We start from the raw sequence: 19,784 nt of genomic DNA, 5'->3' as shown, positions 1-19,784 counted from the left end.
CACCTAGATAAATGTAAGGAACAGAATCAAAGGCCCGTCATCAATGAGGGGCCTTTTTTGCATACTAGTCGCTTGTTTGAAGTCCTTTTTGTAAATTTACAATCTCATTTTGGATGCCTGGAAATGGTTCTATTTCAGGAACTCTTCTCATAGTTGGCGACCTTTTCAGATCTGCCGCGATGGCCATTGTTTCACAAACATAAAGCAATTGGGCTAGTATCTCATCCGAAAGGGGCCGTCGGGTACCTGTTTTAGCACAATCTTCCAATAAATAGCCTAAATGTTCGATGGAGAATACCACAGTCCAGTAATAATCCAACGCTTTTCGATCAGCAGGAACTTCACCTAAAGCTGTATTATATAGGGTTTTTAAATTATAGATATTCGTTTTCATCTTGCTTAACCCTCTGTTTTCTCTCGACTTTAACCCTTTTCCTTGGTCAGAGAATAGAATAATCAACAATTGTGCTTGACTCCGAATCGTTTTCGATATCAGGTGAGGAATACGACTAGAGGCCGACCTCCTCCCTACTAACCATACTCCCAAGAGACCAATGATACTGCCAATTAAAACATCCATCATTCTTGCAGAAGCAAAATAGGTAAAGTTAAAATTCCCCAAACTGGTGCTTTCAGCCATAAGTAAAGCGTTCGGTGTAAAAAACAGTGCGGCTAATCCATAATTTTTCACGATAAACAGCTCTGTTATAAACGTTAATAATAAAACAAGCATAGCAATTAAATAACCACTCGGATGAAAGGAAAGTATGATACTTGCGATTAAGATTCCTAGCAATGTACCAATTCCTCTTTGGATAGCACGATGAAAGGTGGCCACAATCGAGAATCCTGACATAACAGCTACACAGGATAACGGTACCCAGTAAGACCGCACAAGTCCAAATTGAAAAGCGATAATGGCCGCTATCGTTGTGACAATACCAAATCTTAAAGCTGAAATAAAAATAATCGAATTTTTGTCAAATGCCCCCCCAAGCACAGTCTTTGTGGAGGACTTCGCAAATTCAACTTCTTTATTAATTTTAGAAGCGGGTTCGTTAAAGATTGCATCTGCATCATAGATGAGTTTAAACAAGTAAGCAATTTGATCATCCATTACATCCGGCTGTAAAATTTTTTGTTCGGAATAATGACCCTTCCTTTTAGTGTCTAACGATAAAGTCATTTTCCGAAGCGAATGCCCTAATTCAGATGGTAACTTGACAGGATGTTCGGAATAATTTTCAAGTATGTACGTGAATAACGCACGAGCCGAATTATTTAATACATATAATCTTTTAAAAAAGTCTGTTTGATTCCAGGAAATATAACCCGAAGCAAGTGTTCCTTCGGCCTCATTCAATATTGACATGACACGATGTCTCGACTCGTTAAAACGTTCAGTTCCGACAGAATCAAGAAATGTTGCTAGCTCGAGTAAGGTCCTTTTCATTACACCCTTTTCTGGACCATGCGGGTCAAAAAAATAACCAAGCATCGCAATGATCCACGACAGACTCCCGCCAAGGAAAACAAGTCCTGCTCGAACAAGGGCTAGTTCTGGCTGAACAGGCATACCTGTTGTCATTGAAAAAACCAGAACAAAAAAGATGGCCGAAGGACCTGTAATTCTTAATGCTCCAAAAGAGAATATGGCTGCGGCTCCAATCAGCCCCATTAAAATGGCAATTGCCATTGGATATGGAGCAACAAGTGTCCCTAACGCAGTTAGTACAGACAAAGCAACTAAGACAAAAAATATTTTTTTAGCCCTCTGAGCATATGGAATATTAAATACGTAAAGATAGGTGAAACCACCCATTCCAGCGATCAACCCATATTTAAAATTGCCTAATAATAAGCCAATCAAAATAGGCAAAGACGCAGCTACCCCTGCCGAAAATGCCTTTAACCATGGGAACGGCTTTTTATTAACCGATAAAGCCTGTTTAATAATCGATGAAGAGATCGAGGGGATTTCTTTCATTCTTTTCACTTCTTTCTACATACCTAATTCAACTTTATACGCATTTTTAATATATAAATAAGTTAAAATGCCCTCTTATATTATTATCTCCCAACTAGACAAAAAACCCAAGTGAAGTACATTCACTTGGGTTTTTTCTTAAAAGGACTCCACTTTAGAAAATACAGGGAGCTGTTTTTTAGAACCTTTTCCTTTTTTCAAACTAATCATAGCGATAAAGGAGATGCAGTAAAGTACGGCAAGATAGCCCATTGCGACCTTTACATTTGTATGCTGCAGGATGTAACCAACTAAAATGGGAGATAATCCGCCCAATGCTCTGCCAAAGTTAAAGATGGTATTGGTTGCTGTGCTGCGAATTTCAACTGGATAATAATTACTGATTAAGGCACCATATCCGGCAAACATTCCATTTGAGAAAAATCCGACAAGCGCCCCGCCGATTAAAAGGCCTGCACTTCCTGATGCATAGGAATATAAGAACACCGCTAAAGCAGAAGCAGCAAGGAACATTCCATATGAGCGCTTCATTCCGAATCGATCGATAAATTGGCCAAATGTTAACATTCCGGCAATCATCCCTACAGCCGTGCTAATCGTCCAAAGAGCCGAATTAGATACGGATAATCCTTGAGATTGCTGAAGCATCGATGGCAGCCAAATCATCAAACCATTATAACCTGCAATTTGGACAGTAGCCATAATGGCTAACGCAATCGTTGTGACTGAAGTTCTCGGATCAGCAAACAATTGCTTTAATTTCCCTTGCCGAGGCAGAAGTTGTTTTTGCTTTTGTGCCTCTACCCAAACAGGCGATTCGTCTAATTTCCTTCTTACGATAAAAGCGAAGATAACTGGAACCAAGCCGACGAAAAACAATCCTCTCCATCCCCAGGCAGGAAGAATCATGGCACTTAGAAGTGCTGCAAGGATCACACCGTATTGAGCACCGATACTAACGTAGGAAGAAGCGCGCCCCTGTTTATTCTTTGGCCATGCTTCCGCGACAAGCGCCATACCAATCCCATATTCTCCACCTGCACCTAAACCCGCTATAAATCGAAAGGCGTAAACCTGTTCAATATTTTGAGCCAGCCCTGTTAACGCTGTTCCAATCGCAAATAGTAGAATCGTATAGGTAAATACTCGAACTCTCCCGAATTTATCTGCCAAAATACCGAAAATCATTCCTCCAGCTAGCATTCCTATGTTTGTAATGGAGGAAATAAGACCTCCCGATACCATATCAATATGAAACTGGGCAATAATCATTGACATGGCAAAGGAGATGAACATAATATCCATACCCTCAAGTGTTAAACCTGCTACTGATGCAACTACTGTTTTTTTACGATAATCCATTTTTGTCGTTCTCCTTTCAAGCCTCACGGGACTTTGATTAAAAGATAGTCGGCAAAATAAAAGCCCTTTTATCCAATGGACAAAAGGGCATTATATACATAAATACATATATAAAGTTTACTTTTGCCTTTTTGGCCTCTCTGGACCAAGTTAAAGGAATTAATTTCATCTAATAGTAACACGATTGTAGGTATGTGACAATATGTTTATATTATTTTTTAAATAATAATAAAACCACAGCATTTAATGGAACGCCGTGGTTTTACTATAAATAAGCCTAATCTCCCTAAAGAGAATATTATGGAAAGATAGAAATAATGTCCGACCGAACAAAACGTTAAAACCAATAGAATTAATAAGCTAAACTATATAATGCTTTAATATGTGATAAATATCGAACATTACTAGCTTCTTTCATTAACGAAGCTGGAAGTCCTTTAAGTGGGATGGAGTTAGCACCAATGGAAGCAACTGCATCTTTACGTCCCAAGCTTGCTAGTGTTCCAGAGTTAACTTGAGTAAACTCTTTAAATGATTTATTTTCCAAGAAAGCAAATACATTGTAGCCTGTTTGCTCTCCCATTTGCCAAGCTATTTGGGCAGTAGGAGGTAATGGGCGTCCATCTTCTCCAAAAACAACCGCACTGTCACCGACAACAAATACGTCTTTATGGGAAGTAGATTGAAGATATTCATTTACAGTTGCGCGTCCACGATCCACATCAAGGCCTGATTGACCGACTAGTGGATTACCTTGTACGCCGCCAGTCCAAACAAAAGTATTAGCGGTAATCTTTTGTCCATCTTTTAAATCAATGACATTTCCGTCCACGTTTGTTACAGGAAGACCTGTTAAGAACTGAACACCACGAGCTTCTAGACTTGCAGTTGCACGTTCGATTAAAGCTGCTGGTAACACTGGTAAGATCCTAGGACCTGCTTCAACTAGCATCAGCTTAACTTCTTTAGGATTTACGCCATAGCTTCTCGCAAGTTTAGGCATCATATCCGCAATTTCTCCTACCAACTCAACGCCGGTTAAACCGCCGCCGCCAATAAGGATCGTTGCATCTGCTTCATTTTTAGTTTTGGCATATTCAGCAATTCGTTCTTCGATATGTTGATAGATTTTATTGGCATCGTCTGCTGATTTTAACACCATGCTGTTTTCTTCTAACCCTGGAATACCGAAGTAAGCAGTTTTGCTTCCCAATGCTACGACTAACGCATCATAGGATAAAGAAGATCCATCTGATAGTTTTACTTCTTTCTGATCTGCAGAGAAAGATTCAACCTTTGCGATTTTAAGATCAATATCTTTTCCTTTGAATAGCTTCGCTAAAGGCATCGCAACAGCTTGTTCTGCCACACTTCCTGCAGCCAAACGGTGAAGCTCTGTGATAATTTGGTGTGTAGGGTACTGATTAATCACAGTTACTTGTGCTTGATCTTTATTTAAATATTTACGAATATTCATTGCAGCTAATAGTCCGCCATAACCGGCACCTAAGATGACAACTTTTTTTGACATGGTCTCTCCCCCGTCTCTATGGATGTATTGTAATAATTATTTTGCTGAACGTTCTCCGGAAACTTCAAGGTATGCGTTAACGAAACGGAAAAGCTTTTGAGCTTGAGGATCTTTAATCATTTTCAAAAGTCCGAATAAACCAATCACTTCATTACTATCCTCTGCACGATCTTTTGCTTCGATCACTGTTGCAGCAACGCTTTTCACTGTATCTTTAATAGGTTCAACAATCTCTGTAATGGCACCGACTGTATCGTTTTTTAATACTTCGTCCGTAGCAACTGACTGAGCAAAGTCATACGATTTTGTTAAAATATTCACAAGTTCGGTCAGTTTTGGAAGCTGCTCCACTAAAGTAGTCAAGGACTCCTGAACCTCTGGCTTTAACAATTGGTCAAGGACATCCAGTTGTTCTGCTTTGAATTCCTTTGATTTTTCCATAACTTCTAACATCTCTAATTCCCCTTTCGATTGGCCGGTATGGATTATTTAGGTGGATCGATTTTTAATAACAATTATAAAAAGCAACTTTTTATAAAAATTGATATTCCCACGAGCCTTTTTTTATTAAACAATATATACACTATAAAAAATTAATTAACAAAGAAATATAATAGAGTAATTGAGTACTTTTTTCAAGGAAAAAGCTTCGAAACACTAATTTCTAAATTTTTTGTAAAATTATTTATGATTATCTGAATGTTTGGCAATGGTTCATACATGTGTTAATTGACATGGATTTGTCTATTATTAGCAGTTATTCATCATAATCACATACTCCCAATCGATTTTTATACAAGATCCATTATAGCTGATGAATGAGGGTGATATCACAGGCCTATACTACTATGGGTGATGAAAATGCCATGTCAAAAAAGTAGCGAATTAAAGCTATTAGTCGAAGAAGCAAAACGTTATACAAAAGATGGCAAGGTTGCAGACTATATACCGGAGCTAGGGAAAGCAAATCGGGATGATTTGTCCATTGCGATTCATTATCCGGATGGAAAATGTATCTCGGCCGGTGATATTGATAAAAAGATTACGCTGCAAAGTATCTCAAAGGTGATAAGTTTAGCCCTCGTTTTAATGGAAAGAGGATTTCAATATGTATTTGAACGGGTGGGAATGGAACCAACAGGAGACCCGTTTAATTCAATTGCCAAATTGGAAACAATGGCTCCTGCTAAACCGTTAAACCCCATGATCAATGCAGGAGCACTTGTGGTGACGCATATGATCAAAGGGGATTCTATAGCGGATCGGTTTCATCGCTTATTAAGCTTTATTCGGGAATTGGCCGATGACTCTTCCATTGGATATTGTGAGCAAGTAGCTCAATCCGAATTCGAAACAGCTGATTTAAATCGGGCATTATGTTATTTTCTTAAGCAGCATCATATCATCACAGAGGATGTCGACGCATTATTGGATTTATATACAAAACAGTGTGCTATTGAAATGAACTGTTTGGATCTAGGTCGCATCGGGATGATTTTTGCAATGGATGGAATGGATCCTCTTAATGGGAAAAGGATTATGCCTGAAGATGTAGCCCGAATTTGCAAAACCTTTATGGTTACATGCGGTATGTATAATGCATCTGGAGAATTTGCCATCAAAATCGGGATTCCGGCGAAAAGTGGGGTATCGGGCGGGATTATGGGCGCGGTTCCAGGTAAATTTGGAATCGGAATTTTTGGTCCTGCGCTGGATGAAAAAGGTAATAGTGTGGCGGGAATTAAACTTTTGGAACTTTTATCAAGAAATTATCGGTTGAGTATGTTTTAGGTTTTTTTCCTAAAACCATTTGCAAGAAAAAGGCATGGTATGTTTATCCATGCCTCTAATCTGTTATAGATTCTGATTCTTTTCTCATTAGGGGGTTATGAATCGTTCTTATCTGCTGTAGCTCTTGGCTGCTTTCTCCTTCAGGGGTTATGAACCCCTCTTATCTGCCGTAGCTCCTGGTTGCTTTCTCCTTCAGGGGTTATGAACCTCTCTTATCTGCCGTAGCTCCTGGTTGCTTTCTCCTTCAGGGGTTATGAACCCCTCTTATCTGCCGTAGCTCCTGGCTGCTTTCTCCTTCGGGGGTTATGAACCGTTCTTATCTGCTCTAGCTCTTGGCTGCTTTCTCCTTCGGGGGTTATGAACCCCTCTTATCTGCCGTAGCTCCTGGCTGCTTTCTCCTTCGGGGGATTATAGCGTAATATATACTAAAAATGCCTCATATTCTATTATTTAATACACCATAGTAATAAAAATCACCACTAAATCCTTATTGTAAATTAAATATTTTTTTCATAAAAAACATGAACCCAGTAAGTACCGAGTCCATGCCTACCTCTAATAAAGCTGTATTTTACTTAATAATCAAAACAGGACAATGCGATAGCTGAGAAACTTTTTGGCTAACACTGCCAAGCATTAAGCCTTTAAGATTTCCTAGACCTCTGCTGCCCATGACGATCATTTGATAATTTCCTTCCTCTGCCTTCTTGACGATTTGAATCGCCGGTTCTCCCATGACAGATTGGACCTCTATTTCGATCCCTTCCCTCTCTGCAAGAGAAACAGCATGTTTTAATAAATCTTCGCTCTCATTGTTTTGTTCTTTATAGAGCAGGTCGATTGTTGCATTCGGCATTCCTTCTGAAATTTTTAGATTCTTTTCAACATGGATCACGCAAATTTTAGAATATCTTTCCTTCGCTATATCCAAAGCCGCCCTTAATGCTTTTTCACTCATTTTAGAACCATCTATTGCTACAAGAATGCGATTAAACATAAGATCAACTCCATTACAAAAGTATAGTTTATTAAATCCTCTTTTTACCATTTATTTAATAAGACCATAAACAAAAAAAACCGAAAATAAAAAGTTTTGACTAAAAAACTCTATTTTTTCGGCTTTTTAAGTTTTTTGTTTTCTACTTATAAAAGACCTACCATTTGAAGACCATGGAGAATTCCATCTTCCTCAACAGATTTTGTTACATATTTTGCCGCAGATTTTACTATTTCTTCGCCATTTCCCATCGCCACACTATTTTGTACGGTTGAGAGCATTTCCATATCATTGAGTCCATCCCCAAAGGCATAGTGCCGTTCTGATGGAATACCTAGACTTTCAACAATCTTTTTAATCCCTTGGGCCTTTGATCCTCCCCTTGGGAGTACATCAACTGAAACAGGATGCCATCTTACAAAATCAAAATCCTGAAAATCCTGTTCATATTGTTTTTCTTCCCCTTCTGGACAAAAAAGAAGCGTTTGAAACAGCTCGCGCCCTTTGTAATAAAGTGGATCATGCGTAGGAAAACGGCTAATTTTTAACGTTGCTATACTTTCAGTAATATACGCATGCTCTGGGACATTCGCTCTCATATCCTCGTGATCCATAAAGACGACAGGGTGATTATTATGTAAAGCCACTTCTGTTAACTTTTCAAGAGAAGTGATGTTTAATGGATTTCGATATAATTCTTCCCCTTTTAATACAACGTATTGCCCGTTATAACTAACATAGGTGTTAATATCTAATTCTTTTCGTAAATCCTCGAACATAAATGGAGCCCGACCAGTTGCAATCGCTACTTCATGTCCAAGTTCCTTTAATTTAAAAATGGATTCTTTCGTTGAGAGAGGCAATTTTTTATCATGGTTAAGCAACGTTCCATCAATATCAAAAAAAATAATGCTTTGATTCGTCATTTTTGTTTCCAACTTTCGATGTTTAATCTAGTTTTCTTTTTAATCTCTACCTGAAATGGTTTGTCTCCATTCTAATATGTTCTGTTACCCTTTTTCAAATCCTAGATACATTTACTATCGTTTACCCGGCACTATAAAAAAATAACTATCTCCGTATACCTGTATTTTACCCTATAGGAAGTCCTACTTCGCTTATTGAGATTCTCCCATAGCAAAAGAGGCTTAAATTAACAAAAATAAGGTCCCACCTCAATGAGATAGGGCCTATATATTGGATTCCTTTGAAGAAGTGTGGACAGGGTGCAAATCAAGATACATCAGAGGTATATTTTCACGGTATTCTTTAGGTGTACATAACGTTTTCTTAACAAAGTTGCGATTGAATGAACGAATGTTATCATAACCACAAAGATAAGCAATCTCAGTCATATTTTTTTCTGTCGTTCTCAGCAGATGACAAGCATAGCTAATCCTAGTCCCATTTAAAAAATCGGCAAAAGTCGTTTTAACATTCGCATTAAAATATTTCGATAAATAATTATAACTATACCCAAGGGTAACGGCGATACTGTGTAACGAAATCGCTTCGGTAAAGTGTTCTTGGATATAGGTTAGCAGGGTATGAAGCAGCTCTGAGTCTTTTTTTTCTGCTTTAATGAAGGTGGTTTGTACCATTAGTTCTGATAATAATAAATAGAGACTTCCCTTTTGTGCTAGTAAATTTGTGTCATTTTTAAAGAGGGTTCTAGAAATAATCTTTTCTGCCTCTGAGGATAGGAAAAAAATAGGATTTTCAAGGGAACGATTTTCGATCATCCTTTGAAAGGTCGGAATATAATCTGGAGAAAAAATACATATTTTAGCCCTAGCCTGTGATTTTGTCACGATGGAATGAATTTCATTCGGTAATATTAATAAGTATTGTCCAGTATGTAAATCACAACTTCTCTGTTCAATTATGACTTCCATATCTCCCTCAACGACAAATATCAATTCATAACAACGATGGAGATGGCTTGGAAAGTTTAAATTGATAACCTCATAGTTTTTAATCAAATCAAAATGGTGGGGTTCATAGATTAACATTTAGATTGACCCTTTCAAAAAGGATAAATTTTGTCTAGGATTATATAAGTTTTATCTTGTTGTGTCAAACGTAGAAATGATACATTTACCAATAGAAGATATACATTTGTCGTAGTCTAGGTATCCACTTCATTAGAGACAACTTTTAAACTTCTTCTTGTTTCAATTATCTAGTATCCGACACTAGAATCCAAGAGTTCTTTTTTAAATCTATAACTATCTAATTTTTTAAAAAAGGAGATTACTATGGAAAAACTTAGAATTGGCATGGTCGGCTATAAATTTATGGGTAAGGCACACAGCCATGCTTACCGGGACCTTCCTCTATTCTTTCCAAACACTGTTCATCCTGAAATGAAGGTTATTTGCGGCCGTGATGAAAACGCAGTGGCTGCTGCTGCCAAGCAATTCGGCTGGCAGGAATATTCAACAGACTGGAAGAGTCTCTTAGAAAGAGATGATATTGATTTAATTGATATCAATGCACCGAGTGATGTACATAAAGAAATCACGATTGCTGCCGCACAAGCAGGCAAGCATGTTTTTTGCGAAAAACCGTTAGCGCTTATATTAAAAGATTCTAGAGAAATGCTTGAAGTGGTTGAGGCTGCTGGGGTTAAACATATGGTTGGATTCAACTACCGCTTTGCCCCTGCTGTTATGCTGGCGAAAAAGCTGCTGGATGAAGGCAAATTAGGTAAAATCTATCATTTCCGCGCCTGGTTCTTACAGGATTGGCTCATTGATCCCAACTTCCCGCTAGCTTGGAGACTTCAAAAGGAAATTGCAGGATCAGGTTCTCACGGTGACCTTGGGGCACATCTGATTGACTTGGCCCACTACCTAATTGGTGATATGACAGAAGTTATTGGCATGAACGATACCTTTATTAAAGAACGGCCCATTCCCTCTCAGATGACCGGCTTATCGGCAAAAGGCAGCGATAGTGGAGAAAAAGGTGAAGTGACGGTCGATGATGCTACCCTTTTCTTGGCTCGATTTGCTAACGGAGCATTAGGCAGCTTTGAAGCGACACGTTTTGCTGCAGGCCACCGCTGTACGAATTCTTTTGAAATTAACGGCAGTAAAGGCAGCGTCATCTTCGACTTTGAGCGCATGAATGAACTCCAGGTTTACTTCACGGATGACAGAGATGACGTACAAGGCTTCCGCCGCGTATTAGCGACTGACCCTTCCCACGCTTTCTCCGAAGCATGGTGGCCGCCAGGACATACAATCGGCTATGAGCATACGTTTATTCACGAAGTAGTGGAACTTATGGAGTCTTTCCGTGAAGAGCGTGAACCAGTTCCCAACTTCCGTGACGGCGTAAAGTGCCAAGAAGTTTTGGAAGCGGTGGATTTATCGATTGAGAAACGCCAATGGATTCGGATTTCTGACGTTTAATTAAACCTATAAAGGAGTGCTTTTACCATGAAAAAAAGTGCATTAATCGTGTGGGGTGGATGGGATGGACATCAGCCTGAACAAGTTGCAGACATTTTTAAAGGAATCCTTGAGGAGGAAAATTTCCAAGTCGAGGTATCCAATTCGCTTGACACGTATGCTGATAAAGAAAAGTTGAAATCAGCGGATTTGATCATTCCCCACTGGACGATGGGTGAAATTGAAAGAAAGTATGTTCTCAATATCTCTGAAGCAGTCGCAGCCGGTGTCGGCTTAGCCGGCTGTCACGGTGGAATGTGTGACTCGTTCCGTAACAATGTCGACTGGCAATTTATCACCGGCGGCAATTGGGTTGCTCATCCAGGGAATGATGGGGTGGAATACACCGTAAACATCAAACATTCCTCCAGTCCACTACTAGAAGGGATCTCCGATTTTAAAGTCGCAAGTGAGCAATATTACCTTCATTATGATCCGTCCGTGGAAGTCTTAGCCACTACCCGCTTCCCTGTGTTTCATGGACCGCATTCTGCCAACAAGGCAGTGGATATGCCCGTTGTCTGGACGAAACGCTGGGGCCTTGGAAATGTGTTCTATAGTTCATTAGGCCATCAGGCCAATATCGTTGCGATGCCAGAAGTTTCTCTTATTATGCGCCGTGGATTTTTATGGGCCGCTGAGGGAAAGAAACGGGCTGAAGAATTCGATGTGGATTCTATTTATGGAAATATACGTTCCTATACGGGTATGGGAGATAGTCAATAACAACAGTCAAAATCTAGGAGGAGCTATTTTGAAAAAACTAAAAGTTGGCATCATCGGCTGTGGAAATATTAGTTCAATTTATATGGAAAATTGTCCGAAGTTCCCCCACCTCGAACTGGTTGCCTGTGCAGATTTAGATGTGCAGCGGGCCCAATCTCAAGCAGAGAAATACGCTATTCCGACCGCTTGTTCTGTAGAAGAACTACTGTCTAACCCAGAGATTGAACTAGTGATCAATTTAACCATTCCTAAAGCACATGCCTCCGTTTGCATCCAGGCACTTGAAGCAGGAAAACATGTTTATACTGAAAAACCACTGGCTGTTACACGCGAGGAAGGCAGACAAATTTTAGAAACAGCGAAGAAGCGAAATCTCCTTGTTGGCAGTGCACCTGATACCTTCCTAGGTGCAGGTATTCAAACGGCCATCCATTTGATTGAACAAGGTGAAATTGGTGTACCGATTGGTGCATCTGCCTTTATGATTTGCCGCGGGCACGAACATTGGCATCCAGACCCTGCCTTTTATTATGATTTAGGCGGCGGACCAATGTTTGATATGGGACCTTACTACTTAACAGCTTTGGTGGCTCTGCTAGGACCAATTAAACGAATTTCTGGTTTCACTCGGATTAGTTATCCTGAAAGAACAGTACTTAGCCAGCCAAAAGCAGGTACCAAAATTGAAGTATCCACTCCTACTCATATCTCAGGTGTCATTGACTTTGCATCGGGGGTAATTGGAAACATTACTACTAGTTTTGATGCGTTTGGCGGTACAACCCTTCCTCCAATCGAAATTTATGGAAGTGAAGGAACGATACTTGTTCCAGATCCAAACACGTTCGGCGGCCCTGTCAAAGTAAGAAAACGGGACGAAGATGAATTTAAAGAGGTTCCACTTGCTTACGGACACGCCCAAAACAGTCGAGGACTAGGTGTTGCCGATATGGCCAAAGCCATCCTCGAAGGCGGACAATATCGAGCCAATGGGGAATTAGCGTATCATGTTTTAGAAGCGATGCATGGCTTCCATGATTCCTCGGACAGCGGCAGCCACTATATAATGGAAAGTACCTGTGAGCGTCCTGAATCCGTGTCTTTTGAATTACAGAAATAAATATGATTTCAATCCATAGTTAAATTTACAAGGGCTGCCCCTTTTTTGGGGAAGGCCCTTTTTTGTTGAGCTTTTTTTAATTATTGCTATTTAACAGCCTATTTAACTAATCCCCTATTGTATGTTTCTAGTTATCTTAACAGATAATATGGGAGGTAGACTATTCAGGAGGTGAGAAGATTGAAAACAAAGGATGATTTTCTAGAAGGCGCGAAAGTAACACAGGATAATCAAATCTATGGAACGCCTAATAGTAAGAGCAAAAATGGAACTGGTGATTCACCAAACGATAATGTAGGTAAGAAAAATTCAGAACGCAACCGTTGAACTTGCAGCCGGCTTATGACCGGTAAGCTTGATAAACTAAGTACGGGTCCTCTAATCCAGCCGACTGAAATATGAACAGCCCTCCTCATTGTTAAACGCATTCAAACAATGAGGAGGGCTGTTTTTTATGATTTTACCGATAATTGTGTCATAACGTTCGTCATCTGAGCTTAAAATGATAGTACATCTAGTTGTTTTTGGTTTGTGGCGTGTATTGATTAGCTAAATTTAATTTTATTTATACCACTTTCAAAATTTAAGATAAAATGTGATAAGATGAAATCAATAAGAGAAAAAGGGTGGCAAAGAAAGATGCGAAGTCTATTTGGCAGGGCTGACATCACTAAATACATGAACAGCTTAATAGATATAGTAGAGCAAATGGGAGGAACTGTCCATTTTTCACACGAAAATCGGGTAAGCTTTAGACCCGATCTAACGGTCACAATCCCGCCGATTGCAGAGCAAGAAAACCTCTATGCCCTAGCACATGAGACTGGGCATCTCATCGACTTCATCGAAGGAAACTTAGACTACGACCAGTGGATTTCGAACCGTCCCTATCGTATCAATGCAGAAATGAAGGCATGGGTCAATGCTTATCAGCTTCTCAAAGAGATAGACGCCCCATTGGATGAGTGGGAACAGCATGTACAAGAGAAATTGTTTACGTATTTTCAATTTGAAGAGGTATCATGAGCAAAAAGATACCTCCTTTTTTATGCCCAAAAAGTATATACGTCTAAAAAGCCGTCTACCATTTTCCACTCGGCGTTACCATTTGTAAATGATGTTTGAGCACGGTAATATGACTCGGCGTTCTGGTATACACTTCCCCATCCATATCTGCATCCATGTCCTCTTCTGTATAAATGGTGATTGATTTCCCAGAATAATGGTCCATTTCCTGGCTTAATTCATTATCTTGAATCGTAATATCTGTCGTAATCAGTTCTTTCAACAACGTTAAGTTTGTATGTTTAATAATAAAGACATCTGCGAGTCCATCATGATAACTGATTGCTTTAAAAGGCAGCCTATTGGTTCCTATATAATTCCCATTGGCTGCAATAATTAAGAGCGCCTCTCCTTCCATTTTCTCCCCATCAATATCTAGTACATATTTAAATTGATCCATATTATTCATCGTTCTGATTGCACTGAGCATATAACCTACTTTACCAAAATGATCCTTTTCTGTTGGTCTAATATTATTGGAAGTTTCTGCGATTAATCCTGTCCCCCAAAAGTTTAAACTGTACTGATCATCCACTTTGAGAACGTCCACTGGCATGCTTCCACATGAGATAATTTGGTTCGCAGCTAAGGCGATATCCTGTTCAATCAATAAGCTCCTTGAAAAATCATTACACGTGCCCGCAGGTAATATGCCAATGATTGGTCGATGGTCCAGATTTGATAGTCCGTTTATACATTCATGGACAGTACCATCTCCACCAAGGATAATGACCAAATCAACATCTGGTCCATGCAGCTGACAAAGCTCCTTTGCATGGCCGCTTCTTTGTGTTTGGACAATCATTAAATTTGAAATATTGGATGATAGAATCGGGACAGCGACCCCGAGTGCCTGTTTCATATCCTTTTTCCCGGCATTTCCATTATAAATTAATAGGGCTCGCTCGAAACGCATATAAACCACTTCCTCATTTTCATCTTCTTACTTATATACCCATTCATCTGCTATTCATCACTTTTTCAATTAATCTAAGATTCTTGGAAAGAGATGATAAAAAACTGTTTATTTAACTACCAATAGGGTAAAAAATAGACAAAAGAAAAAGGAGTGAGTGGATGGAGAATAAAAAGAACAGCGAAAGCTACCAAACAAATAAAATGGATCACCCGGAACAATATGAAACAACTAACGAAAGCTTATTTGATAAATTTGAAAGTGAAAGAACAGTAGATCCAATTCCGATGGAAGACCTAAATGAAGAAAAACAAGAAGAAAAGCACAAGCGTGATAGCAAGAATACTTCCTCTAGTGAAAAAAAATATGGTGGCGTTTAATCTTTTAAGGCAAGAGAATTTATAATGGGAGGCAAAACCGATGGCAAATAAAACAGATAACCATAGTGACCGCGATCAATATTTTAAGGAGCGCGCCGGGACCGATGAGGCAAGGTTCCATGTAGTTCCACATGACGAGGAAGGCTGGGCCGTGAAGATTGAGGGCAAAGAGGAGCCAGCCTGTACAACTGATACAAAAAGTGAGGCTGTAAAAGAAGCCAAAAGGATGGCAGAAGAATCGCAAACGATGGTCTACATTCATGATGATGACGGTAAAATAGAAGAACAGCTTAATTACATGGAATCGTAAAATGCCCCGGGAAGGAAACCTTCCCGGGCATTTTAATGTATTCTTAAACAGGATCAATCAACGATCATCCTTCATATAGAAAAAAGTTAGAAGCGGCCTGTTTTAATGATCGAATAAATAATCCATAAAAACATTAAGAAGGCAATAACAAAGCCAACTTCTACTGCGTGAATGCTGGTGAGAATGGTGTTAGTTCCGAAAGTAGCCCCTACTATTAAGCCTAAAACGACAATACTAAAGGCAAGTAGGGTTAAACTAAACGAGAATTTGTTGCTTAAGCGGTCAATTTTCGCAAAAATATCTTCCAGTTCATGGACACTAATTTTTACCTTTAAGTCACCTTCCGAAGTCTTCTGGAGAACTTCCTCGAGCTGCCCAGGAATTTTTGTAAAGCTTTCCGTCATATCCTCTGCATCTTTTAAAAGTCTCTTGCCAAATTTAATAGGATTATAGCGTTCCATTAGTAATTGTTGACCATAAGGCTTGGCGAGTTCAAGCAGGTTTAAGGAAGGATCTATATCCTTAATAATTCCTTCCAACGTTATTAACGTTTTTCCCAGCATCATGAAATCGGTTGGGATATAAATCTCATGATTATGTGCAGTCGAGAAAAGTTCATTGATCGTCAATCCAAAATTCAATTCACCTAGAGGAGTATGGCTGAATTTTTTTCTGATTCTGTCAATGTCGTCGTAAAATTGCTTATCATCAACGGATGATGGGACATAGGTCAGTCTGTACATGGCCTTCACGATTAAATCCGTATCCTCGTTCATAAGACCAATCATCAATGTGGTCACATCATATCTTTTTCTCGAGGACAATCTGCCGACCTGCCCTAAATCTATAAACCCGAGCTGCTTCGTATCAGGAATGTAAAGAATATTACCGGGATGCGGGTCTCCGTGAAAAAAACCTTCCCTTAAAATTTGCGTAATAAATGATTCGATCAACAAATCAGCTATCTGTCTTTTTTCCTGCTGAGTTAGGTCAAGCTGCTGTATCTCGGTTATTTTTATTCCGTCTATCCGTTCCATCGTAAGTATTTCGGCTGTCGTGTAATCCCAATAAATTTCAGGGACTTTTATTCCGGAATGGCTTTCAAATTGAAGCTGAATCGTTTCCGTATTCCGGCCTTCCTCCATGTAATCCAGTTCATTTTTGATCGATTCAGCCAGCTCATCCATCAAATCAGTTATATGGTAATGTTCGGCCCAATCGTAGTGGGTTTCCATCATCTTTGCTATATCCTTTAATATTCCAAGGTCAGCATAAACCGTTTCTTTTATGTTAGGCCGTTGTATCTTTACCATGACCTTCTGGCCGGTCGGCAAGACCGCTTCATGAACTTGGCCAATAGAAGCAGATCCGACCGGTGTTTCATGAAAGCTAGTGAATACGTCCTCAACCGTCCGTCCGAATTCGAGCTGAATTTTCTCCTTAATCTCCTTAATTGATACCTGATTCACATTGTCCTGAAGAAGTTCCAATTCAGAAATGACCTCTACTGGAAGCAGGTCACTTCGAATACTAAGGAGCTGGCCTAATTTAATAAAAGTCGGGCCAAGCTCCTCTAATAAATGGCGTAAGCGCTGTCCCATTTCCTGTGAATTTCCCTGTTTAAGATCTGCTATGACCCGGTCTTTCATGGAAAGGGTATCGGTTAAACCAATCTCCTGAACTATGTACCCAAACCCATGTTTGACCAACAGGGAAACAATTTCTCTATATCGGTTTAAACGTCTGATTCCATTCGTCCCCATCCTGCCACCTATTTCTGTTCTTCGTTTGTTTGATTATTTTTCAATTGGACGATTTCTTGTTGAAGCAGTAATAGTTGGGATTGAATGTTATGAATTTCCTCCCAGGCCACGAAACCCAGGTCCTTTAGTTGTGACTGTACCATTTCTTGATATTGTTGATTCCAGCTCTCGCTTTTTTCTTCACCACGCTTCAAAAAATCTGTGACTAGAGAATTTGCTTCTGATTGGCTCACGATACCCTTTTCAATCATACCTTTCACCAAATCATCCAGTTTTTCTTTGCCATACAGTGCAGCCCCAAGCCCTAAAAGGAATCCATTTTTAAATAGGTCTTTCATTCATCTATTCCTCCTTAAATTTGCTATTTACTATTCCATACCCTTAAATGGAGGAGCTGTATCACTACATATCGATTTGTTTTTTATTTAGGCGCCATATTATACTAATTACGAGAGGTGATTATATTTGATAAATAGAGTAAAAGAGAAATTGGAAACCGCTTTAGAAGATTGGGAATTGATGAAGAAAGCCTCAGAGGATGAAAGCGAAGAATGCGCTGAAAGGTTTGAACGGCATTTTTATGAGTTTATTGACGAATTAAAGAATTGGTACCAGCATTTAAAACAACCTCCCTCTACGATCGAGGAAGCAGAAAATCTTTTAGAAATTAAGGAAATAATGGAACGATTACCTGCACCGCTTGAACTTAACTTTCTTACAGAACTTGAGCTCATTATAGACGGAGAAGATCAAGTTCGATATGATTAAAACTAGTCCCTGAGACTAGACAAGACCAACGTCTCAGGGGCAGAAAATCTACCGCAAAGTCAAAAAACAAAACGTAAAATTTGTGTATTCCCGTATATAAATAGTGGGGAGTGGAATATGGAAAATAATGTTTTTGAACAGATGGCAAAAAGATATGAAACAGAAGAAAGAATTGAATTAGCTAAAGTGATTGTGAAGGAAGTAAGATCAGAATTACATAATAATAAATCTAAATCTTTACTAGACTATGGAAGTGGTACTGGTCTAATTAGTTTGGAGTTATCTGATTTATTAGATTCGGTTTTGTTGGTGGATTCATCAAAACAAATGCTGGAGGTGGCGAAAGCTAAAGTTTCACATAAAGGAATAACCAATGCGAAAGTGCTTTATTCAGATTTCACTCAAGAAACCCCTGAACTTAAGGCAGACATAATTTTAATGTCACTAGTCCTTCTTCACATTCCGGATACTAAAAAGATTTTACAAGAATTGTTCAACATTTTAACTAATGGTGGCATGCTAATTATTATTGATTTTGACAAAAACGATAAAATAGATCATCCGAAAGTTCATAACGGGTTTTCGCATGAAGAACTGAAAAAAGGATTATCAGAAGTAGGATTTCATTCCATTGAAATTAAGACATTCTATCATGGTAATCGTATTTTTATGAATCAAGATGCCTCAATGTTTATATCCACTAGTTTAAAGTGAGTTCCTGTTTTTTTTATTTTTCTCCATAAGAAGTCCCCTTCCAAAACAGATTTAAATGCTTTTCTTTATCTGTTTATGGAGGGGACTATTTTATTTTACCTTCCTCTTCAATTTATTTTTTCTTGTTTTTTTGGTTTGATTTTTTAGAATTATTATTATTTTTGTTATTGCTATTCTTTGAAGCCGAAGAATTTTTTTTATTGTTGTTTGATTTTTTTGCCATAATCATCACCTCTATTTCCTTGGAATGGATGGTACAAGTTGCGTATTATAAACTATTCATAATCTCTAAATAGGACATCAAAAATAGGCGTCGCAGGTCGCCTTTTTTTGTCCCACGATAGGAGTTTCAATTGAAAAATCGAGATGGGAAAATTAACAGCTTTTTGTATTGCGAAAAGGACATCAGGTCGATACTAGTAGCGGAGAAAAAAGGGAAGCAGCTCAAAAAAACAAACAAAGTTGATATTTTAGTGGAGGAGAAAAAACAATGACTAAAACAGAGGTAGTTAATTTATTAATACTAATCGAATCCGTTTATTCCAACTTCGTATTCAAGGACGAGACGGTTCAGCAATGGTTCCAATTCTGTTCTGAAATGGATGTTGAAAAAGTGATGGCGAAACTGAAAAAACACATTCGAAAAAGTCCTTACCCTCCAACAATTGCGGACATTGCGGTATTCCCCTTTGAAGAAAACAATTTTCCAGCGCTCCTACAGAAATGGATGAAGACAGGACCTGAAAGAATGGAACACAACCAAACAAAACGAATCACAATTCCCGATTGGCTAACTGAATATTCAACAAGAAAATCTATTTGAAACAGAGGGCATCCCTAAACAATTGGGCTGGTTGCTAGTTCCACAGAATGGGTTAAAAAGAAAAGAAACTCTC

22 protein-coding genes are annotated in these 19,784 nt (G+C 38.9%); 12 read left to right on the top strand and 10 right to left on the bottom strand.

Annotation, left to right across the window (positions count from 1 at the left end):
- Nucleotides 1-64: 64 nt before the first annotated feature.
- The 4 genes from L1999_RS10375 to L1999_RS10360 form a co-directional block, all read right to left on the bottom strand.
- Nucleotides 65-1,987 carry an FUSC family protein gene (locus tag L1999_RS10375; RefSeq protein WP_235743469.1) on the bottom strand — a complete coding sequence of 641 codons (1,923 nt, stop codon included), beginning with the start codon at nt 1,985-1,987 and terminating at the stop codon, nt 65-67.
- A gap of 138 nt (nt 1,988-2,125) precedes the next feature.
- Nucleotides 2,126-3,349 carry an MFS transporter gene (locus tag L1999_RS10370; protein WP_235743468.1) on the bottom strand — a complete coding sequence of 408 codons (1,224 nt, stop codon included), beginning with the start codon at nt 3,347-3,349 and terminating at the stop codon, nt 2,126-2,128.
- A 352-nt stretch (nt 3,350-3,701) separates the two neighbouring features.
- On the bottom strand, nt 3,702-4,880 hold the full coding sequence (locus L1999_RS10365; protein WP_235743467.1) for an NAD(P)/FAD-dependent oxidoreductase: 1,179 nt from the start codon (nt 4,878-4,880) through the stop codon (nt 3,702-3,704).
- Between the two features lie 36 nt (nt 4,881-4,916).
- Nucleotides 4,917-5,333 (bottom strand): helical membrane plugin domain-containing protein, encoded by a 417-nt coding sequence (locus tag L1999_RS10360; protein ID WP_235743466.1) that lies wholly within the window; start codon nt 5,331-5,333, stop codon nt 4,917-4,919.
- A gap of 408 nt (nt 5,334-5,741) precedes the next feature.
- Between L1999_RS10360 and glsA the strand changes: the two genes are divergently transcribed.
- Entirely contained in the window at nt 5,742-6,671 is a 930-nt protein-coding gene (gene glsA, locus L1999_RS10355; RefSeq protein ID WP_235743465.1) for a glutaminase A, read from the top strand.
- Nucleotides 6,672-7,242: 571 nt separating this feature from the next.
- Here the strand turns inward: glsA and L1999_RS10350 are convergent.
- The 3 genes from L1999_RS10350 to L1999_RS10340 form a co-directional block, all read right to left on the bottom strand.
- On the bottom strand, nt 7,243-7,668 hold the full coding sequence (locus L1999_RS10350; protein WP_235743464.1) for a universal stress protein: 426 nt from the start codon (nt 7,666-7,668) through the stop codon (nt 7,243-7,245).
- 146 nt (nt 7,669-7,814) lie between these two features.
- The gene (locus L1999_RS10345) at nt 7,815-8,594 is read right to left on the bottom strand and encodes a Cof-type HAD-IIB family hydrolase (protein ID WP_235743463.1); all 780 of its coding nucleotides are present in this window, start codon (nt 8,592-8,594) and stop codon (nt 7,815-7,817) included.
- Nucleotides 8,595-8,858: 264 nt separating this feature from the next.
- Complete coding sequence (locus tag L1999_RS10340) at nt 8,859-9,680, bottom strand: helix-turn-helix domain-containing protein (RefSeq protein WP_235743462.1); 822 nt, start codon at nt 9,678-9,680, stop codon at nt 8,859-8,861.
- A 246-nt stretch (nt 9,681-9,926) separates the two neighbouring features.
- Between L1999_RS10340 and L1999_RS10335 the strand changes: the two genes are divergently transcribed.
- The 5 genes from L1999_RS10335 (at nt 9,927) to L1999_RS10315 (ending at nt 13,998) form a co-directional block, all read left to right on the top strand.
- On the top strand, nt 9,927-11,087 hold the full coding sequence (locus tag L1999_RS10335; RefSeq protein ID WP_235743461.1) for a Gfo/Idh/MocA family protein: 1,161 nt from the start codon (nt 9,927-9,929) through the stop codon (nt 11,085-11,087).
- A gap of 27 nt (nt 11,088-11,114) precedes the next feature.
- On the top strand, nt 11,115-11,852 hold the full coding sequence (locus tag L1999_RS10330) for a ThuA domain-containing protein (protein ID WP_235743460.1): 738 nt from the start codon (nt 11,115-11,117) through the stop codon (nt 11,850-11,852).
- Nucleotides 11,853-11,880: 28 nt separating this feature from the next.
- Nucleotides 11,881-12,972, top strand: a complete 1,092-nt coding sequence (locus L1999_RS10325) for a Gfo/Idh/MocA family protein (protein WP_235743459.1) — start codon at nt 11,881-11,883, stop codon at nt 12,970-12,972.
- A 180-nt stretch (nt 12,973-13,152) separates the two neighbouring features.
- A complete protein-coding gene (locus tag L1999_RS10320) occupies nt 13,153-13,299 on the top strand; it encodes a hypothetical protein (protein ID WP_235744507.1) in 147 nt (48 codons plus the stop codon).
- Between the two features lie 312 nt (nt 13,300-13,611).
- The gene (locus tag L1999_RS10315) at nt 13,612-13,998 is read left to right on the top strand and encodes a hypothetical protein (protein ID WP_235743458.1); all 387 of its coding nucleotides are present in this window, start codon (nt 13,612-13,614) and stop codon (nt 13,996-13,998) included.
- Nucleotides 13,999-14,053: 55 nt separating this feature from the next.
- Here the strand turns inward: L1999_RS10315 and L1999_RS10310 are convergent, their stop codons facing one another.
- Entirely contained in the window at nt 14,054-14,953 is a 900-nt protein-coding gene (locus L1999_RS10310) for a diacylglycerol/lipid kinase family protein (protein ID WP_235743457.1), read from the bottom strand.
- 161 nt (nt 14,954-15,114) lie between these two features.
- On the opposite strand from L1999_RS10310, the gene L1999_RS10305 reads away from it, so the two are divergent.
- Nucleotides 15,115-15,333: a hypothetical protein gene (locus L1999_RS10305; RefSeq protein ID WP_235743456.1), complete on the top strand. Its 219-nt coding sequence runs from the start codon at nt 15,115-15,117 to the stop codon at nt 15,331-15,333.
- A gap of 40 nt (nt 15,334-15,373) precedes the next feature.
- Nucleotides 15,374-15,643 carry a DUF2188 domain-containing protein gene (locus tag L1999_RS10300; RefSeq protein ID WP_235743455.1) on the top strand — a complete coding sequence of 90 codons (270 nt, stop codon included), beginning with the start codon at nt 15,374-15,376 and terminating at the stop codon, nt 15,641-15,643.
- Between the two features lie 86 nt (nt 15,644-15,729).
- On the opposite strand, the gene L1999_RS10295 is transcribed toward L1999_RS10300, so the two are convergent.
- Both L1999_RS10295 and L1999_RS10290 read right to left on the bottom strand, forming a co-directional pair.
- Entirely contained in the window at nt 15,730-17,406 is a 1,677-nt protein-coding gene (locus L1999_RS10295) for an ABC1 kinase family protein (protein WP_235743454.1), read from the bottom strand.
- A gap of 8 nt (nt 17,407-17,414) precedes the next feature.
- Nucleotides 17,415-17,744: a phasin family protein gene (locus L1999_RS10290; protein ID WP_235743453.1), complete on the bottom strand. Its 330-nt coding sequence runs from the start codon at nt 17,742-17,744 to the stop codon at nt 17,415-17,417.
- A 127-nt stretch (nt 17,745-17,871) separates the two neighbouring features.
- On the opposite strand from L1999_RS10290, the gene L1999_RS10285 reads away from it, so the two are divergent.
- The 4 genes from L1999_RS10285 to L1999_RS10270 all read left to right on the top strand — a co-directional run bounded on the left by L1999_RS10285 (nt 17,872) and on the right by L1999_RS10270 (nt 19,711).
- The gene (locus L1999_RS10285) at nt 17,872-18,174 is read left to right on the top strand and encodes a hypothetical protein (protein WP_235743452.1); all 303 of its coding nucleotides are present in this window, start codon (nt 17,872-17,874) and stop codon (nt 18,172-18,174) included.
- Between the two features lie 117 nt (nt 18,175-18,291).
- Nucleotides 18,292-18,888, top strand: a complete 597-nt coding sequence (locus L1999_RS10280) for a class I SAM-dependent methyltransferase (RefSeq protein WP_235743451.1) — start codon at nt 18,292-18,294, stop codon at nt 18,886-18,888.
- A 353-nt stretch (nt 18,889-19,241) separates the two neighbouring features.
- Nucleotides 19,242-19,382: a hypothetical protein gene (locus L1999_RS10275; protein ID WP_235743450.1), complete on the top strand. Its 141-nt coding sequence runs from the start codon at nt 19,242-19,244 to the stop codon at nt 19,380-19,382.
- Nucleotides 19,379-19,711, top strand: coding sequence for a replicative helicase loader/inhibitor (locus L1999_RS10270; RefSeq protein ID WP_235743449.1), 333 nt, complete (start codon nt 19,379-19,381; stop codon nt 19,709-19,711). Before L1999_RS10275 ends, L1999_RS10270 begins: the two co-directional genes overlap by 4 nt.
- Nucleotides 19,712-19,784 lie beyond the last annotated feature (73 nt).

This window comes from Neobacillus drentensis (assembly GCF_021560175.1).
In the GTDB taxonomy this organism is placed as follows: domain Bacteria; phylum Bacillota; class Bacilli; order Bacillales; family Cytobacillaceae; genus Neobacillus; species Neobacillus drentensis_A.
Note: the sequence above shows the minus strand (reverse complement) of the source record. Positions and strands in the feature narration are given on the sequence as shown.

Coding starts and splice junctions, on each gene's coding strand:
- L1999_RS10375 (WP_235743469.1), bottom strand. CDS start 1,987: ATGAAAGAAATCCCCTCGATCTCTTCATCGATTATTAAACAGGCTTTA.
- L1999_RS10370 (WP_235743468.1), bottom strand. CDS start 3,349: ATGGATTATCGTAAAAAAACAGTAGTTGCATCAGTAGCAGGTTTAACA.
- L1999_RS10365 (WP_235743467.1), bottom strand. CDS start 4,880: ATGTCAAAAAAAGTTGTCATCTTAGGTGCCGGTTATGGCGGACTATTA.
- L1999_RS10360 (WP_235743466.1), bottom strand. CDS start 5,333: ATGTTAGAAGTTATGGAAAAATCAAAGGAATTCAAAGCAGAACAACTG.
- glsA (WP_235743465.1), top strand. CDS start 5,742: ATGCCATGTCAAAAAAGTAGCGAATTAAAGCTATTAGTCGAAGAAGCA.
- L1999_RS10350 (WP_235743464.1), bottom strand. CDS start 7,668: ATGTTTAATCGCATTCTTGTAGCAATAGATGGTTCTAAAATGAGTGAA.
- L1999_RS10345 (WP_235743463.1), bottom strand. CDS start 8,594: ATGACGAATCAAAGCATTATTTTTTTTGATATTGATGGAACGTTGCTT.
- L1999_RS10340 (WP_235743462.1), bottom strand. CDS start 9,680: ATGTTAATCTATGAACCCCACCATTTTGATTTGATTAAAAACTATGAG.
- L1999_RS10335 (WP_235743461.1), top strand. CDS start 9,927: ATGGAAAAACTTAGAATTGGCATGGTCGGCTATAAATTTATGGGTAAG.
- L1999_RS10330 (WP_235743460.1), top strand. CDS start 11,115: ATGAAAAAAAGTGCATTAATCGTGTGGGGTGGATGGGATGGACATCAG.
- L1999_RS10315 (WP_235743458.1), top strand. CDS start 13,612: ATGCGAAGTCTATTTGGCAGGGCTGACATCACTAAATACATGAACAGC.
- L1999_RS10310 (WP_235743457.1), bottom strand. CDS start 14,953: ATGCGTTTCGAGCGAGCCCTATTAATTTATAATGGAAATGCCGGGAAA.
- L1999_RS10305 (WP_235743456.1), top strand. CDS start 15,115: ATGGAGAATAAAAAGAACAGCGAAAGCTACCAAACAAATAAAATGGAT.
- L1999_RS10300 (WP_235743455.1), top strand. CDS start 15,374: ATGGCAAATAAAACAGATAACCATAGTGACCGCGATCAATATTTTAAG.
- L1999_RS10295 (WP_235743454.1), bottom strand. CDS start 17,406: ATGGGGACGAATGGAATCAGACGTTTAAACCGATATAGAGAAATTGTT.
- L1999_RS10290 (WP_235743453.1), bottom strand. CDS start 17,744: ATGAAAGACCTATTTAAAAATGGATTCCTTTTAGGGCTTGGGGCTGCA.
- L1999_RS10280 (WP_235743451.1), top strand. CDS start 18,292: ATGGAAAATAATGTTTTTGAACAGATGGCAAAAAGATATGAAACAGAA.
- L1999_RS10270 (WP_235743449.1), top strand. CDS start 19,379: ATGACTAAAACAGAGGTAGTTAATTTATTAATACTAATCGAATCCGTT.